The organism is Kineosporiaceae bacterium (genome assembly GCA_016713225.1).
GTDB lineage: Bacteria > Actinomycetota > Actinomycetes > Actinomycetales > Kineosporiaceae > JADJPO01.
Map to the genome: position 1 here is coordinate 42246 of JADJPO010000003.1, position 15621 is coordinate 57866.

Here is a 15621-nt window from a genome sequence, read left to right on the forward strand (position 1 = left end):
ACGATGCACATCCGGCCGTTCGCCGTGGCGGTACCCGATGAGGTTCTGGACGATCTCCGAGACCGCATCCGACGCACCCGCTGGCCGGACCCGGCACCGGGGCAGCCGTGGAGCCAGGGCGTCGACCTGGACTACCTGCGGGATCTGCTGGCCTACTGGGCCGACGGCTATGACTGGCGGGAGCACGAGCGCCGGCTCAACCGCTTCGAGCACCGGATGGCCGAGGTGGACGGCGTCCGTCTGCACTTCGTGCACCATCGCGGATCCGGCGATGGGCCGCCGCTGGTGCTCACTCACGGCTGGCCGAGCACCTTCGTGGAGCTGCTCGGGCTGATCGACCGCCTCGGTGACCGGTTCGACCTCGTCGTCCCGTCGCTGCCGGGGTATGCCTTCTCGCAGCGCCCGGCGCAGGTCGGTGTCGACCGGGCGTACGTGGCCCGGTTGTGGCACGGACTGATGCAGGGGCTCGGATACGAGCGCTACGGCGCGCACGGCGGGGACTTCGGCGCCGGCGTGGCCACCCACATGGCGTTGGCGCACCCTGATCGGATGGTCGGCATCCATCTGAGTACGTTCGAGATGTGGCCGTACACCGGTCCGGGTTCGCCACCGCTGTCGCCCGAGGAGCAGGCGTATGTCGACCACGTCGCCCGGTGGGATGAGACCGAACGCGGCTACAGCGCCGTCCAGTCCACGCGACCGCAGACCCTGGGGTACGCGCTGAACGATTCGCCCGCCGGGCTGGCCGCCTGGGTGGTGGACAAATGGCGTTCCTGGTCGGACAGCGCCGGCGACCTCGACGCCCGGTTCGGCCGCGATGCCCTGCTGACGATGCTGACCCTCTGGTGGGCTTCGGGTTCGATCACGACCTCGATGCGGGATTACGTCGACAACCGGTGGCACACCGCGCCACTCGGGCCGGCCGATGTCGTGCAGGTGCCGACCGCGATGGCGGTGTTCGCCCACGAATTCGTGCCCGAGGGAAAACCGCCCCGCTCGTGGTACGAACGGCTGTACCGCATCGAGCGGTGGACGGAATTCCCCCGCGGCGGCCATTTCGCGGCTGCCGAGGAGCCGGACCTGCTCGCTGGTGACATCGCCGCCTTCTTCGCCGGCCAGGGGTGAGGGGTCAGACGAATCCCTCGTCGACCAGAACGGTGCCCGCGACGGTGATGACGTGGGCCTGCCCCGATCCGCCGACGACGCGGCTCCAGCTCTCGACGTCCAGGTAGTTCCTCATCAGGGCGATCGAGAAGCCGCCGTACATGCCGGGCACGGGGAACCACGCACGGGTGCCCGACTCGTGTTCGGTCAGCATCCCGGTCGGGAACGGTCGGAGCTCGGTCGTCAGCTGCGGACGGATCCGCTGCTCGACGAGGTCGTTCAGGTGCCGATCGAGGACGGCGAGTACGTCCTCGTCGGCGGGGTTGCGTCGGGCAGGTTCCAGCAGCGGCAGCAGCGCCTCGTGCCCGGCCGCCGCGGCGATGTCGCGTGCGGTGCGTCCGTCGGCGGTGTGCAGTGTGCGGGAGGCACCCAGGGCGATCAGCTCGTCGACGACGCTCGCCGGTGCACCGTGCCAGGCCGCTTGGTGCAGGGGCGTGAACCAGGACCGCCCGGCGACCCGCCAGTGGTCCGGCTGGAGCACGCCGGCAGAATCGCGCAACAGGCCCAGGACCTGATCCCAGCGAGCGGTGCGCGCGGCGTCCGCGAGGGCGTCCCGCGCGCGGACGACGGCGGGCTTGTACTCGTTCGGGCTCAGGACGCCGTCCCAGGTCGGCCCTCGACGGCTCGCCGACTCGGCCGGGTCGTGCACGGCCGGTTCCTTCGCGGACGGCGGCTTCTCGGACACGAGCCTCACGGTAGCCGTCAGTCGCGCAGCCGCCCCAGGATGCGGGTCAGGTGAGCGCGATCGGTGGCCGACAGGACGGCGAAGAAGGTCTCGGCCTGGACGGCGCGCGCCTGGGCGATGGCCTCGGCGACCCGGGTGCCCTCGTCGGTCAGGCGCACCAGGACGGCGCGGCGGTCGTGCGGGTCGGACCGGCGTTCGACGAGCCCGCGATCGACCAGATCGTCGACCAGGTCGGTGACCGATCGGGCAACCACGTGCAGGTGGTCGGCCAGTTCGCCGGAGCGTAGCTCGCCATGGCGGGCCAGCACCGCCAGTGCACGGGCGTGCGAGGGGGTGATGTCCCACGGGGCGACGGCATCGCGGGACAGGTGGCGCAGTCGCCGGGCGACCATCCAGAACGACTCCGCCAGATTCTGCTCCGGCGGGCTCGGAGGCTGCGAGGTGTCGGGCACGCGAACACCCTAACACCGGTCGTGCTACGGCGTGCTACGCTCACTGCATGGAGGTTGTCAGTCAGCGCGAGATGCGCAACAACTCGGGCGAACTGCTGCGGCGGGTCGCCGAAGGGGAATCGGTGCTGGTCACCAACAACGGCGTTCCGGCGGCGGTCCTGGTGCCGGCCGGAGCGGATGTCCAGTCGCGGCTGGCGGCATCGGGCCGGCTGAAGGTCGGAACGGGGCTGGACCTGGGCAAGCTGCCGGCACCCGTGCCCGCTGCCATGTCCAGTGAGGAACTGCTCGCCGAGGACCGCGGGCGGTGACCTACGCCGACACCTCCGCCCTGGTCAAACTGCTGATTGCCGAGGCGGAGACATCGGCGGTGGCCGAGTATCTGGCGTCGGCGCCCGACCGGACGACGTCGAGTGAACTGACGATCGCCGAGTTGACCCGCACCGTGGCTCGCGCCGGAGCAGATGCGGCCGCTGCCGGCCTGTTGCTGCGTCAGCTGGACCTGTTGGCGGTGGACGAGGCGGGGCTCTGGCGTGCGGGGAGGTTGCCGTCGCCGCCGGGCACCTTCCTACGAACCGCCGACGCCATCCATCTCGTGGCGGCCATGGAGTTGGGCGAGAGCGACTTTCTGACCTACGACCGCCGGCAAGCACAGGCGGCGGCCGAGCGTGGGTTCACGGTTGTGGCCCCGGGGCGTCCGGCCGGCTGGTACTCGGCGTGACGAGCTGATCGCTCGGGGCGCAGGAATACGGCGACGGTCGATCCTGTTGCAGCCTCATAGTGAGGCAACCTCAGTATCACCACGCGGCCCTCAGCCACCGTCGAGAGGATCATCCATGGATGACCACCCACAGAACCGTCCCCGAGGTCGGGGGAGCTCCGTCACCGTCACCCCCGCCGAGAAGACGCAGGCCCGCGAGGTCTCGTTGCGCCGCATCGGCCGGCTCTTCACCGCACACCGCTGGCAGCTCGCGGTGGTCACAGCGATCATCGTTGCGGCCTCGGTCGTCGGATTGGCCTCACCCTTCCTGCTGCGCGCGGTGATCGACACCGCGCTGCCCGACCAGAACCTGCCCCTGCTGATCTGGCTCACCGTGGCCATGGTGGGCGTCGCCGCGCTCACCTCCGCCCTGGGCGTCGTCCAGACCTGGATCAGCACCCGCATCGGTCAACAGGTGATGCACGGCCTGCGCACCTCGGTCTTCGCCCACCTGCAGCGTCAATCGCTGACCTTCTTCACCCGCACCCGCACCGGCGAGGTGCAGTCGCGGATCACCAACGACATCGGCGGCATGCAGAACGTGGTGACCTCCACCGCGACGTCCATCGCCGCGAACCTGACCACGGCCGTGGCCACCGTGATCGCCATGGTCGCGCTGTCGTGGCGGCTGGCGCTGATCTCGCTCGTGGTGCTGCCGCCCTCGATCTACCTGACCCGCCGGGTCGCCCGCATGCGCCGGGCCATCACCGCGCAACAGCAGCGTGAACTGGCCGACCTCAACGTCACCATCGACGAGAGCCTGTCGATCAGCGGGGTCCAGCTCAGCAAGGCCATGGGCGCCGGGCCGGCTCTGGTGCAACGGTTCACCGACTCCTCGGCCCGCCTGGTCGACCTCGAGCTGCGCTCGCAGTTGGCCGGTCGCTGGCGGATGGCCTCGATGAGCGTGATGTTCGCCGCGATCCCCGCCGTGATCTACCTCGGCGCCGGGCTGCCGATGACCGCCGGCACCATGACGATCGGCACCCTGATCGCGTTCACCTCGTTGCAGAACGGGCTGTTCCGCCCGCTGATGGGCCTGCTCAACGTCGGCGTCTCGATCATCGCCTCGCTCGCCCTGTTCGCCCGCATCTTCGAGTACCTCGACCTCACCGTCGAGGTCGACGATCCCGCTCATCCGGTCGACCTCGACCCGGCCCGCGTGCGCGGGCAGGTGCGGTTCGAGAACGTCACGTTCACCTACCCCGGCAGTCAGACCCCCGCGCTGGACGGCGTCACGCTCGACGTCCCGGCGGGCGGCACCCTGGCCGTGGTCGGTGCCACCGGCTCGGGCAAGAGCACCCTGGGTGCCCTGACCGCGCGGCTGTACGACCCCACCGCGGGCCGGATCACCCTGGACGGCATCGACCTGCGCGACCTACGGCTGGCCGATCTCGCCGATGTCGTCGGTGTCGTGAGTCAAGAGACCTACCTGCTGCACGCGAGCGTGCGCGACAACCTGCGCTACGCCAAGCCCGACGCCACCGACGCCCAGATCGAGGACGCCGCCCGCGCGGCACAGATCCACGACCTGATCGTCGCGCTGCCCGAGGGCTACGACACCGTGGTCGGCTCACGCGGGCATCGGTTCTCCGGCGGTGAGAAGCAGCGCATCGCGATCGCCCGCACCTTGCTGCGCGACCCGCGGGTGCTGATCCTCGACGAGGCCACCAGCGCCCTGGACACCCGCACCGAGCGCGCCGTCCAGCAGGCCTTCGATGCCCTGGCCCGGGGGCGCACCACCATCTCGATCGCGCACCGCCTCTCGACCGTGCGCGACGCCGATCAGATCATCGTGCTCGACCACGGCCGAGTGGTCGAAACCGGCACCCACGAGAGTCTGCTGTCGGCCGAGGGACGCTACGCCGCCCTGGCCGCCTGAGGCCCTGACCCCTGGGGCTCGTCGCGGCCGGGTCAGGCGCGGCAGGCCCCGGTGCCCAGCACGCGCTGGCTGAGGCCATAGCTCAGCATCAACACCGAGAAGCCGGTCATCAACGGTGTCATCGGCTGCCCGCCCAGGCTCATCAGAGCCAGCACGGGGTAGACGGCGGCCATCGCCCCGCACGGGGTCGCGGCCACGGTGCGGGCGCCGTCCTGGCGGGGCACGAAGGTCGCCCAGATCAGGGCGGCCAGGACGCCGAGCAGGCCGAGTGAGCCCCACTCCCAGGGCTGATCGACCGAACCGGCCGAGGGTGCGTCGAGGAACAGCATCACCGTCACCGGCGTCAGGATCGCCGCGACGACGGCACGCCGACGGTCCAGGGCAGTGCGCCAGGCCGGGGGCATGGCCGGCAGGCCGAGCTGCACCGCAGGGGTGGGCTCGAGGATCTGGATCGGGCCCGCCGACGGTGGTTCGATCGTGCTCGGGGTGTTCGACATCTCGTCAGCATACCCGTGGGGGTATCTATTCGGGAGGTCAGTGAGCCATCATCACCGACTGCCACGACGGGCGCGCCGGGGCCGTGCCGCCGTCCAGCTTCGCCCGCCACGTGGTGTCGGTCAGCCGCTCACCGGCGGCCACGGCGAACTCGTAGTAGGCGTACGTCCCACCGACCGCCACCTGGAACCGGCCCGCGTCGTCCGGCACCAGAACGTAGATCCGGTCGAACCGGCCGGTGCCCACCTCGAGGACGGAGGCGGGGCCGGAGGCGATGTCGGCGATGACCGCGGAATCGGTGTCCGCCTCGGGTTCACCCGAGCTCGAGCCGTCGGAGGTGCGGAACCACAGCGCCTCGAGCCGTTCACCGATGAACCGCAACGCCTGATTGTCGGCGGCCGAGACCTTCTGTCCCGCCAATTCGCCCGCGGCCGTGCGCGCGAACAGGTCGAACACGTCGCCCACGTCGGTCAGCAGCGTGACCTGCGAGGCGGTGAGCAGGTGGCGCGCGGACGCACCGCTGCGCAGCAACGCGACCGCGGCGGCCAGCCGCGCGAAGGCGACCGGCTCGGGTTCGACCCAGTTGCGGGGCGTCGTCGCCGGCTCGTCACCGCCGCCCTCGGCCACGGCCTGCTTGGTGTAGAGGATCGTGTCGTGCTTCAACTGGGCGTAGGAGCCGAGACCGCTCTGCAGATCCTTGGCCGCCCAGGCCGGAGTGCGCATCAGGTCGGGGAAGGCCCGGCCGTGGTCGGCCCACACCGGCTGCAGCGCAGCCAACCAGGCGTCGTACACCGTGCCGCCCCACTCGGCCGCCGGGCGGTTCTGCACCAGGCTCGTCAGCGCCGCGAGCTGCTCGCGGTAGCCCTGGTGGTCCATCGCTCCGGACGTGGTCAGCACCGTGCGGGCGGTGGTCGAACCGAGCGCCGCGGCCACGTCCAGTGCGGACGGCAGCAGGCGCTGTTGACCTGCGGAGTTCGTGCCGACCGAGGGCGCGATGAGCTGGTCCATCACGTACGAGTCGAGGGTGAAGCGGGTGCCCATGAGGCGCAGGGAGGCCTTCTCCGGGTCGATGCGCACGGCCCGGGTCGTGGTCAGCGACGCGATCACCCGACGCACGATCGCGTCGTCCGCCAATGGCCCGGGATTCGACATCCACTGGGGCGCAACGGAGGTCGCGGCGGCGAGCATCTCGGCCGGGGTGTAGTCGTCGGCGAGCCCGACCAGGAAGGCGGTGGTCTCGTAGATCGAACGCCACTGCGCCGTGAGACTGCTCGACCCGAGCATCGCCCGGGTGGCCAGCAGCCCGACCCGCACCGGGCGGACCGGATCGCTCGACGAACAGCCCTGGGTGCCCGGCAGACAGAACGCCGACTGACCCAACACCGACATCGCGACGAAGTAGCGGCTCAGCGTCGCCGAGCGGGTGTAGTGCCCACGGGGGGTCATCAGCGAGTAGTCGATCCGCGTCCCGAGCAGGGGGGACGTCGCCGGGCCGGCGTGCGCGTCGACCAGCGCCTTCTCCTGCCGGGCCAACGGTCCCAGGGTGACCGGCAGCCCGAGTTCGGCAGCGGCCACCTGGTAGAGCTGCTCGGCGCGGGCCGCCGCATCGGCCAGCGCCGTCCCCGACAGCTGCCCGGTCTGGGTGTGCGCCGCGGTGAGGCTCTGGCTCACCAGGGTGCGCAGCCTCGGTGACAGGGCCGAGGTCTCGATGTCGCGCAGGATCTTGTCGAAGGTCAGGTGCCAGACGTGATACGCCGCATCAGTGGTCACGTACACCGGCCAGCCGCCATAGGCGCTCTCGGTGTAGGCGAAGTGCAGTTGCCGCAGGTCGGCGGGCACCACGACGAAGCCCTGCCGGGTCAGGGTGGTGCCGACACCGTTGGCCGCCAACGCCTCTCGCACACTGGGAGCGACCTGGACCCCGGTCAGTGAGGTCGGCCGGGCCGGCCCCTCGTAGGCGGGGGAGTCGGGGTCGCCCATGGGCACCGCGGTGTAGGCGCCGAACTGCACCAACGCGGCGGGGAGCGCCACGATCGTGGTCGACGGCGACGAGGCCGGGGACGGTGCGAGGCTCACGCTGCCGGTGGGCGTGCCGGACGGCGAGGCGGCGGGGGAGTCACCGGTGGCGGAGCACCCGGCCGCCACCACGGTGGCGGCCACCGACCAGGCGATCAGGCGATGACGGATCCGGTGTGTGGTCCAGTTACGGGTGTGGTGACTGGTCGGGTGACTGGTCGGATGAGTGGTCCGGTGAGTGGTCATGACGCACTCCTGTCCACGGCGAGCGGGTCACGGACGCCGTCGCCGTCGATGTCGGCGCAGGCCGGTCGGCCGGCACCGGGTAGATCCTCGGAGCTGACGAAACCGAAGCCGCCCCACCGCCATGCGGCCACCGCGGCCGGTGTGCTCGTGGCCAGGGCCAGCCAGCCGTCGCAGGCCGCCACCGCGGTGACCGGGCGCAGCACCGTGCCCGCGACCCAGCGTGCTGACAGGTCGTCGGCTCGGTAGAGACCGACGTGCAGGCTCCAGCCGCGGGCATCGACCAGCCGCGCGGCGTCCAGGGCAGTGTTGACCTCGGTGACGCGGTAGGGGCGGCGGAACACCGCCGCGACGTCCGGTGCGCCGTCCCGATCGACGTCGCCGAGCGTCGCGGCGATCAGCTCACCCGGGTGCAGTCTGGCCTCCAGCGCGGTCCGGCGGGTGGCGTCGAGCGGCTGAGCCGGGGGCGGCGCGGCGCTCACGAGCTGCCACCAGGTGCCGTCGAGGTAGGCCGCATCGGCCGGCCGGGTCGGGGCTCGCCACCCGGTGAAGGCGGCACGGCCCTGCGCCATCGTCGTGTCGGCGAGCCGCACCGCGCGCACCCCCTCGGGGCCGGCCAGCACCTCGAGCAGGGCGCCGCGCCGGGCGGCGGGGTCGTGTTGGTCGAACAGCAGGTTGCCCAGGCTGGTGGCCACCACGCTCACCCGCCCGTCGCCGTCCGGGTCGATGGTGGTCACCGGCTGCACGACGTGGGGGTGGTGGCCCCAGATCACGTCGACCCCCCAGCTCGCGAGCAGGGTGGCGTGGCGGGACTGCGCGCGATCGGTCGCGGTGAGGTATTCGGTGCCGCCGTGCAGCCCGACCACGACCAGGTCGGCCCGAGCTCGGGCCTGCTGGACGGCGTTGCGCAGCCGGGCCTCGTCCCACCAGGCGATGCCCGGGGTGCTGGTGCCTGCCCGGGGACCGGCACCCGTGGCGTCGACCGAGAGGAAGGCGACGGTGAGGCCGCGGGTGGTGATCAGGCGCGCCGTGAAGGCGTCGGTGGCATCCGTGCCGCCGCCGCTCTGGCCCAGCCCGGCGCGGTCGAGGGCGGCCAGGGTGTCGGTCACGGTGGCGGGCCCGGCGTCACCCGCGTGGTTGTTGGCCACCCCGAGGACGTCGAATCCGGCCTCGGCGAGCAGCCCGGCCGCCGCCGGCGACGCCTCGAGGGCGTAGGGACCGGCGGTGGGCCGGTGCGGCCGGATGGTCAGCGGGGATTCGAGGTTGGCCGCGGCGATGTCCGCGGCGCGCACCTGGTCGCGGACGCCGGCCAGGGCCGAGGACGGCTGCCCGGCAGTGCTCCGGGCGACGCCGCGGCCGAGCATGACGTCGCCGGCCAGCAGTACCCGGATCGTCGGGCCGGTCCGTGGGGTGGGAGTGGTGTCGAGGGTGGTGTCGGGGGTGGGCGTGAGGGTGGGGGTGGGTGTGGCGGCGGGCGATGAGGCGGGCGATCGTGGGGTGGTGCGGGCCGGTGTCGCGGCGCAGGCGGTCAGGGCCAGGGCACCCACCAGTACACCCGCCGAGACTCCCGCCACCGCATGCGCCAGGAGCGACGCGGTGCACCGGTTCCTGTGGCCACCCATGCTCTCGCCCCTCGGACTCTTCGACGCTAGTCCTCAGGACGCCGGCCGGACCGGGACGGTTGGCGGCCCGGCCGGCCGGTCGCTCGTGATGTCGGTGGCGTCGTGATCAGCCCTGGGCCGGTACGGCTCTCGCGTCCAGCCAGGCCCGCCACGCCGGCTCGTCCCGCTCGGCGGCGGCGGCGCCGTCCGGGCCGTAGAGGTAGCTCCAGATCGACACCCCGCTGGCCTGGCCGAAGGTCTCGGCGAGCAGGAAACCCGTCCCGGGGGCGGGTGCGTCGAGCAGCAGCACCAGCTTGCCGGGGGCGGCCTCGACCACCGTGCCGGCCAGCCTCGGTACATCGTCCGTGGCGATGGTGATGTGTTGTCCCACAACGGGTTCGGCCGGCAGGTTCAGCTCGCGGAGCAGCTGTGGCCAGACCGAGAAACGATCGCCCGGCCAGACGGCCATCGGGAGCGCGGCCGTGGCCTGCCGGCCGGCGAAGTGCTCGAGGTGCAGCTGCAGATTGCGCAGGAAGACCCGCCAACCCTCGGTCATCTGGTCGTACTGGTCGTCCCACGGCTGGCCGGTGCCGAAACCGGAGTTGACCAACCGGACGACGCAGCTGCCACCGTCGCGGGCCTCGACCAGCCACTCGAAGGCGAGACCACCGGCCCCGTCGCCCTTGTCGAACATGATCCGGTGCGGCGGATCCCACGCCGCGACGCGTCCGGAGATCTGCATCTCGGGACCGGGGCCGAAGGACGCCGTGGCGGCGCCGCCCTCGCGCTCCTCGACCGTGTGGGGCACATACCAGGAACTGATGCCCGGGCCGGTGGCGATGGCCTGCCACACCTGCTCGGGGGTGCCGACGACCTCGACCTCGAGTTCGATGGACCGGGTCTGGCTGGTCGGGTCGGCCGGGCTGCTCGGCTCGTGCTGCTCGCTCATGGGATCAGTCCTTCTCGGGGGCTCGGCTTCGGTTCGGGTCCGGTTCGGGTTCGGGCACTGGTCGGGGATGGGCGGCGACGATCACGCGATGCCAGCGCCCGTCGTCCGTGGTCTCGTCGTGATATCGGGCGACCAGCGTGGTCACGGCCTGGGCCAGGTCACGCGTGAACGCTGCCTGGTCGGCGGGTGAGGCGAATCTGATCTCGGTGTCGATCGCCAGTGTGGGCAACGACTTTCGGGCCTGCTCGGCCCGCCGGGACAGGTCGGCCACCTCACGGACCAGGCGGGCCGCCAGGGCGATCAGGTAGCGCGCCGAGAGCCGGTCGAGACGCTCGGGGTCCGTGGCGGTCCGGCCGACGGCGGCGGGCGAGACGACATAGCCGGACGCCGAGGCCACCACCACGCGTTCGGTCAGCCCTCGCCGGGGCCGCTCCTCGACCAGGCGCAGCAGGCCGTGGGACTCGAGTTGGCGCAAGTGGTAGTTGACCCGTTGCCGAGGCAGACCGAGCGTGTGCGCCACCGTGGTGGCCGAGCCGGGTTCGCCGAGCAGGGCCAGGATGCGGGCGCGTACCGGGTCGAGCACGGCGATCGCCGCCGCCGGCTCGTCGATGACCTGTAGGTCTCGCATGGCAGGAGCCTGATATCGAAAAGAGATCCTGTCAAATGGAACGGCCGACCAGAGCCCCGGGACACAATGGCGGCATGTACGTCGCCGACCACTTCGCCCTGCCCGCCGATCAGGTGCACGCCCTGCTCACCCGCCTCGGGGCGGCCGACCTGGTCACCGCCCACGACCATGGTGTGGTCGCCACCTTGCTGCCCTTCGTCTTCGATCCGGGCGCCGGCGAGCACGGCGCGCTGCTGACCCATGTCGCCCGCAACAATCCTCAGTGCAGCGAGCCGGTGATCGGTGAGGCCCTGGTGATCGTGCGCGGCGCCGACCACTACATCTCGCCCCGCTGGATGCCGTCCTTCGCCGAGACCGGCCAGGTCGTGCCGACGTGGAACTACCTGACCGCCCACGTCTACGGCACCTTGATCGCCCACGACGACCCCGCGTGGACCGAGGATGTCGTGCGCCGGCTGACGGCCGTCCACGAGTCGCCGGGTGCGGACGGCGGGGCCGGTGGGTACCGGGTGGACGACGTACCCGCCGACCACCTCGCCCGCCAGCTGCGCGCCATCGTCGGGCTCGAGCTGCGGATCACCCGGATCGTGGCCAAGGCGAAGATGAGTCAGAACAAGACCCCCGCGGACGTCGCCGGCATCGTCACGGGCCTGCGCGCCGAGGGCGGGGGAGCCCTCGCCGCGGACACCGCCGCCTGGATGGACGAGTACTCCACGGCCGCCGCTCGTCGACGGGCCGACCTGCTGGCCGATGTCGCCCGGCGGGGTGCGCGGCGCTGAGTTTGCGGGCTGAGGCTCGCGGGGCTTGGGCTCGCGGGGCTGGGGCTCGCGACGTCCGGCTCGTTGCGTCCCCAGTCGAGAGCGGGCGTCACACCGTCCACAACCGGCGGTGGCCAGGTCGCCCCGGTGCCCAGCGTCATCGCAGTCTGGCCGGCATGACGACCGAACTGCACCAGCCGCTGAGCGGTCTACTGGACGGTGGCGCTCACGCCCGCGCGGACCTGGTGCGCGGCGGGGTGTCGACGCATGACCTGCGCGGCAGTGCCTGGCGACGCACCAATCGAGGGCTGTGGGTGCACACCCCCGATGGGGTGATCCCTCGGGGTCCCTGGGACCGGATTCGGCAGGCGGCGCCGCTGACCGGTGAGCACGGCGCCATCGGGGGATGGGCCGCTGCCCACGCGCACGGCGTCCTCGATCTGGACGGTCTGGGACCGGATCGTCGGGAGCTGCCGGTGATGCTCTGCCGGCCCCGGGCCTCGCGCTGCCGGCGGACGCAGGGAATCGAGCTGGTGCGCAGCGACCTGTCGGACGACGACATCGTCGTGATCGACGGCGTGCAGGTCACGTCGCGGCTGCGCACGGCCGTCGACCTGGCACGGCTGACCACGTCCTTCGTCGAGGCCGTGGTGCGGGTCGACGCGATGATGCGCGACGGCGAGGCCGCAGGGGGCTTGGCGGCCGAGATGGGTGAGTGGCTCGGGCGCCATCCGAGGCGCCGGGGCGTGGCGCAAGCCCGGCGGGTCTTGGCGTTCGCGCGGGCCGGGGTGGAATCGCTGCCCGAATCGCGGCTGCGCCTGATCTGGGTGGTGGAGGCCCGATTGCCGCCGCCACTGGTGAATCCCTGGGTCTACTCCCGAGACGGCCGTCTGCTGGGTCGAGCGGATCTGATGGATGAGGGCGCAGCACTGATCGGTGAATACGACGGCGGGCATCACGCCACGGCCGCGCGGCGTTCGAAGGACCATCAGCGACGGGAGGACATGCAGGGCGGCGGGTTGATCGTGCTGCAGTTCACCGGGGTCGACATCGGTCCCCGGCGTCCGACGGCGGTGGCTCGACTGCACGCTGCGCATGCGGCCGGCATGATGCGTGACCGATCGCGCGACCACTGGGTGATCGGGGACCCGCCCTCCTGGGCTCGGTCAGGTGGGTCCTGGTCCGGGTCGCGGTCTCAGTCTTGATCTCACTCCTGATCCCTGTTCCGATCCCTGTTCTGATTCCAGTTCTGATCCCCTTCCTGATCCCCTTCCTGATCCCCTTCCTGATCCCCTTCCCGATCTCCGTCCCGTCGCGGCCCCGGTCCGGAGTGCGGTCACTTCCGGTGGCCTGACAGCGTTGTCGACCACTGGAAGCGACCGCAGATCGGTCGATAGTGACCGCACCTTCTCGGAAGTGACCGCGCTCGGCTGGAAGGGGGGGGGTGACCGCGCTCGGCTGGAAGTGACCGCGCTCGGCTGGAAATGACCGCACCCTCTCGGAAGTGACCGCAAACAGCCGGGGGTATGGGTCATGCTTTGAGTTGCGACGACATCCCACGATCTGATGACCCGATGGGGTGGGGTCATGGTCTAACCTTCCCGGTTAATGGACCTGAAACCAGGCCTTTGCTGCCATAAAACGCTGCAAACGTGGCTTAGCGTCGAAACCCCCTCGAAGGGTGCGTTCACACCGACCCGGTCATGGCCGATGACTTAAGTCCTGTCCGAAACCCGTGGCGTTGGAGCGAGGACGACCTCGGCACGATCAGATGGCGCGTTTGGGGCACCGGCGGCTGCATCGGCCGCCGCCGCGTTGATTGACTCTGGTCAGGAGATCTGAGGCAGGCACGGCCAGTGGCGTCGATGAACTCCGAGCAGGCGCGGTGATCTGATCCCTGGAGGGAGGGTGACGATCACCGTCGGGGCTGCCCGCGTCGGTGCCCGGCCCACGCAATCCGACGTTGGCAGTTCCCCCAACGGGGGGCTGTGCCGGTGGTAGGGGACTGGGGGAGAGGCGTTCCGGAGCACTCCGGACGTCGGATCGCCGGCGCAGACGCGGGGCACGCTTCAGGGCGTGCCCCGCACCCTTTGTCGGGCACCCCGGCGACGCCCCGGGCGCATCCAGGTGCGCGTCATCGGCCGTTCGGCCGATCCCGCACTCGGCTCGAGGGATGGTCCTCGAGCAGCGCCGGACACCCCGGAGGTCCGATCCAGGAGCGAGGTGCTGTGGCCCTAGAGTGAACGGGTGACCTTCTGGCGACGATGGCCGACGCTGCGGCGCAGTCGCCGTGGACGTCGCGTGCAGGCAGCTCTCGCCACGATCGCCGTGAGTGTGACCTCGGGCCTGCTGGCCCCCGCCGCGGCCGCGGTCACCCCTGCGGCATATGCCACCACCGCGGTCAAGCTGACCGACGGCCGCCGGGTCGTGCTGCGGTGGAACCCGTGCCAGATGATCACCTACCGGATCAACGTGTCCGCCGTTCCGAGCCGGCAGCGGGCCGCCATGATCACGCAGATTCGCGCCGCGGTGACCCGGCTCACCGCCGCCAGTGGCCTGACCTACTCCTATGAGGGCACGACCACCGCCGTGCCTCGGACGTCATCGATCGCCCGCCAGTCCGCTGAGCTCATCATCGCCGTGACCACCCCGGCCGCGACCGATTTCGCGATCGGCAAGGGCGTCCTGGGGTACGGCGGCTACCGCTACTGGCAGTGGACCACCACCACGTCCACCGGACGCAAGGTCGGGGGTGCCGCCATCGCCCGCGCCTGGGTGGTCCTGGACGCGGCCGGGTTGCTCGCGATGAAGCCCGGTTTCGGGCGCGGTGCCACGCAGGGCAACGTCGTCCTGCACGAATTGGCCCACACCGTCGGCCTCGATCACGTCAAGGACCATCGGCAACTGCTCTACCCCACGCTCACGGCAACGGCGCCCAACGGATTCGCCGCCGGCGACAAGGCCGGATTGCAGGTCGTCGGTCGCAAGGCCGGCTGCCAGGCGGTGCCTTCCTCGGTGATCCGCGATCTGCGCTGATTCCGCGGAGTCCGCCGTTCGCCTGATTTCACGATGGCTCTTCGTCATGCTTTCGATAAATGTCCGTACGTGACGGACGACGCCAACTGCTCGAGCTGCACTCATGACACAGAGTCACTCAATGTGGGCTGTGTCGCGTTGAATGGTGCAGAAGGGGTGGCGTAGCGTCCACGACGACATCACCTGCCGAGGGGGCGAAATGGGCCTGCACGTGGGAGCTGGAGCGCGCACCACCGTGCGCATGCGCCAACGTCAGGAGAACCGGATCCGCCGCACCATGATCGGCGCTGCGGCAGCCGTGACCGTTCCCGCGGTACTCATCGGGGGCTGGCAGCTCGCGGTGAACACCTGGCTGGACGGCGGTGAGACCACCTCCGCGCAGACCCTGCAACTCGGTGCTGCCGCCGTGGCTCCCGACACGATGTCCGATGGCTACGTCGACCCGGGTATCGCGCCCTCGGTCGCCGCCTCGCCCGGCGACACCGCCCCCGACGACACCACCACGGGTGCGCCACAGTCCGCCTCGACCAGTCCGTCCCTCAGTGAGAACGGGGGCCCGGGCACCGCGCGGCCATCGTCACCGGCAACCAGCGCCGCGGGCGCGTCGACCGCCGGGACCACCACGACGGGCCAGACCGCGCAGGGCGCCGACACCGGCCACTCCTCGCAGCCGACCCAGGCCTCCGAGCCCACACAGACGTCGGCCACCCAGACCTCGCAGCCGACCCAGACGCAGACCTCGGCCACTCAGACGAGCCAGCCGGGGCACACCCATGCGACGCGGTCGCCGACCCCGACCGGGACGGCGACGAGCCCGCCACCCACCACGGCCACCAGCCCGCCGCCGCCCAGCCCGTCGAGCCCTGCGCCGCCCCCGCCCAGTTCGCCGGCACCCAGCCCGTCCCCCGAGGCCAGCCCCGCGGCCGCGGCCCCTGAGCCGTCGACCCCCTGACGACTC

Annotated in this window: 15 protein-coding genes; 8 read left to right on the forward strand and 7 right to left on the reverse strand. The window is 71.3% G+C overall.

Annotated elements, in window-relative coordinates; translation table 11 throughout:
* Positions 1-3 precede the first annotated feature (3 nt).
* Complete coding sequence (locus IPK24_11285; protein MBK8076122.1) at positions 4-1125, forward strand: epoxide hydrolase; 1122 nt, start codon at positions 4-6, stop codon at positions 1123-1125.
* A gap of 4 nt (positions 1126-1129) precedes the next feature.
* On the opposite strand, the gene IPK24_11290 is transcribed toward IPK24_11285, so the two are convergent.
* Together IPK24_11290 and IPK24_11295 are read right to left on the reverse strand one after the other, a co-directional pair.
* Positions 1130-1813 (reverse strand): ankyrin repeat domain-containing protein, encoded by a 684-nt coding sequence (locus tag IPK24_11290; GenBank protein ID MBK8076123.1) that lies wholly within the window; start codon positions 1811-1813, stop codon positions 1130-1132.
* Positions 1814-1866: 53 nt separating this feature from the next.
* Positions 1867-2241 carry a MarR family transcriptional regulator gene (locus IPK24_11295; protein ID MBK8076124.1) on the reverse strand — a complete coding sequence of 125 codons (375 nt, stop codon included), beginning with the start codon at positions 2239-2241 and terminating at the stop codon, positions 1867-1869.
* A gap of 107 nt (positions 2242-2348) precedes the next feature.
* On the opposite strand from IPK24_11295, the gene IPK24_11300 reads away from it, so the two are divergent.
* The 3 genes from IPK24_11300 (at position 2349) to IPK24_11310 (ending at position 4937) form a co-directional block, all read left to right on the forward strand.
* Positions 2349-2609 (forward strand): type II toxin-antitoxin system prevent-host-death family antitoxin, encoded by a 261-nt coding sequence (locus IPK24_11300; protein MBK8076125.1) that lies wholly within the window; start codon positions 2349-2351, stop codon positions 2607-2609.
* Positions 2606-3019: a type II toxin-antitoxin system VapC family toxin gene (locus IPK24_11305; GenBank protein MBK8076126.1), complete on the forward strand. Its 414-nt coding sequence runs from the start codon at positions 2606-2608 to the stop codon at positions 3017-3019. The genes IPK24_11300 and IPK24_11305 overlap by 4 nt, the downstream gene beginning before the upstream one ends.
* A gap of 115 nt (positions 3020-3134) precedes the next feature.
* Positions 3135-4937: an ABC transporter ATP-binding protein gene (locus IPK24_11310; protein MBK8076127.1), complete on the forward strand. Its 1803-nt coding sequence runs from the start codon at positions 3135-3137 to the stop codon at positions 4935-4937.
* A gap of 32 nt (positions 4938-4969) precedes the next feature.
* Here IPK24_11310 and IPK24_11315 read toward each other — a convergent pair whose 3' ends face one another.
* The 5 genes from IPK24_11315 to IPK24_11335 all read right to left on the reverse strand — a co-directional run bounded on the left by IPK24_11315 (position 4970) and on the right by IPK24_11335 (position 10869).
* A complete protein-coding gene (locus IPK24_11315; GenBank protein MBK8076128.1) occupies positions 4970-5434 on the reverse strand; it encodes a hypothetical protein in 465 nt (154 codons plus the stop codon).
* 37 nt (positions 5435-5471) lie between these two features.
* Entirely contained in the window at positions 5472-7694 is a 2223-nt protein-coding gene (locus IPK24_11320; protein MBK8076129.1) for a DUF3160 domain-containing protein, read from the reverse strand.
* Positions 7691-9238, reverse strand: coding sequence for a CapA family protein (locus IPK24_11325; protein MBK8076130.1), 1548 nt, complete (start codon positions 9236-9238; stop codon positions 7691-7693). The genes IPK24_11320 and IPK24_11325 overlap by 4 nt, the downstream gene beginning before the upstream one ends.
* Before the next feature lie 181 nt (positions 9239-9419).
* On the reverse strand, positions 9420-10241 hold the full coding sequence (locus tag IPK24_11330; GenBank protein ID MBK8076131.1) for an SRPBCC domain-containing protein: 822 nt from the start codon (positions 10239-10241) through the stop codon (positions 9420-9422).
* 4 nt (positions 10242-10245) lie between these two features.
* A complete protein-coding gene (locus tag IPK24_11335; GenBank protein ID MBK8076132.1) occupies positions 10246-10869 on the reverse strand; it encodes a helix-turn-helix transcriptional regulator in 624 nt (207 codons plus the stop codon).
* 74 nt (positions 10870-10943) lie between these two features.
* On the opposite strand from IPK24_11335, the gene IPK24_11340 reads away from it, so the two are divergent.
* The 4 genes from IPK24_11340 to IPK24_11355 all read left to right on the forward strand — a co-directional run bounded on the left by IPK24_11340 (position 10944) and on the right by IPK24_11355 (position 15615).
* Complete coding sequence (locus IPK24_11340; protein MBK8076133.1) at positions 10944-11648, forward strand: FMN-binding negative transcriptional regulator; 705 nt, start codon at positions 10944-10946, stop codon at positions 11646-11648.
* 155 nt (positions 11649-11803) lie between these two features.
* On the forward strand, positions 11804-12832 hold the full coding sequence (locus tag IPK24_11345; protein ID MBK8076134.1) for a hypothetical protein: 1029 nt from the start codon (positions 11804-11806) through the stop codon (positions 12830-12832).
* Between the two features lie 1042 nt (positions 12833-13874).
* Positions 13875-14663, forward strand: coding sequence for a matrixin family metalloprotease (locus IPK24_11350; protein ID MBK8076135.1), 789 nt, complete (start codon positions 13875-13877; stop codon positions 14661-14663).
* Between the two features lie 241 nt (positions 14664-14904).
* Positions 14905-15615 carry a hypothetical protein gene (locus IPK24_11355; GenBank protein MBK8076136.1) on the forward strand — a complete coding sequence of 237 codons (711 nt, stop codon included), beginning with the start codon at positions 14905-14907 and terminating at the stop codon, positions 15613-15615.
* The last annotated feature ends 6 nt before the right edge of the window (positions 15616-15621 follow it).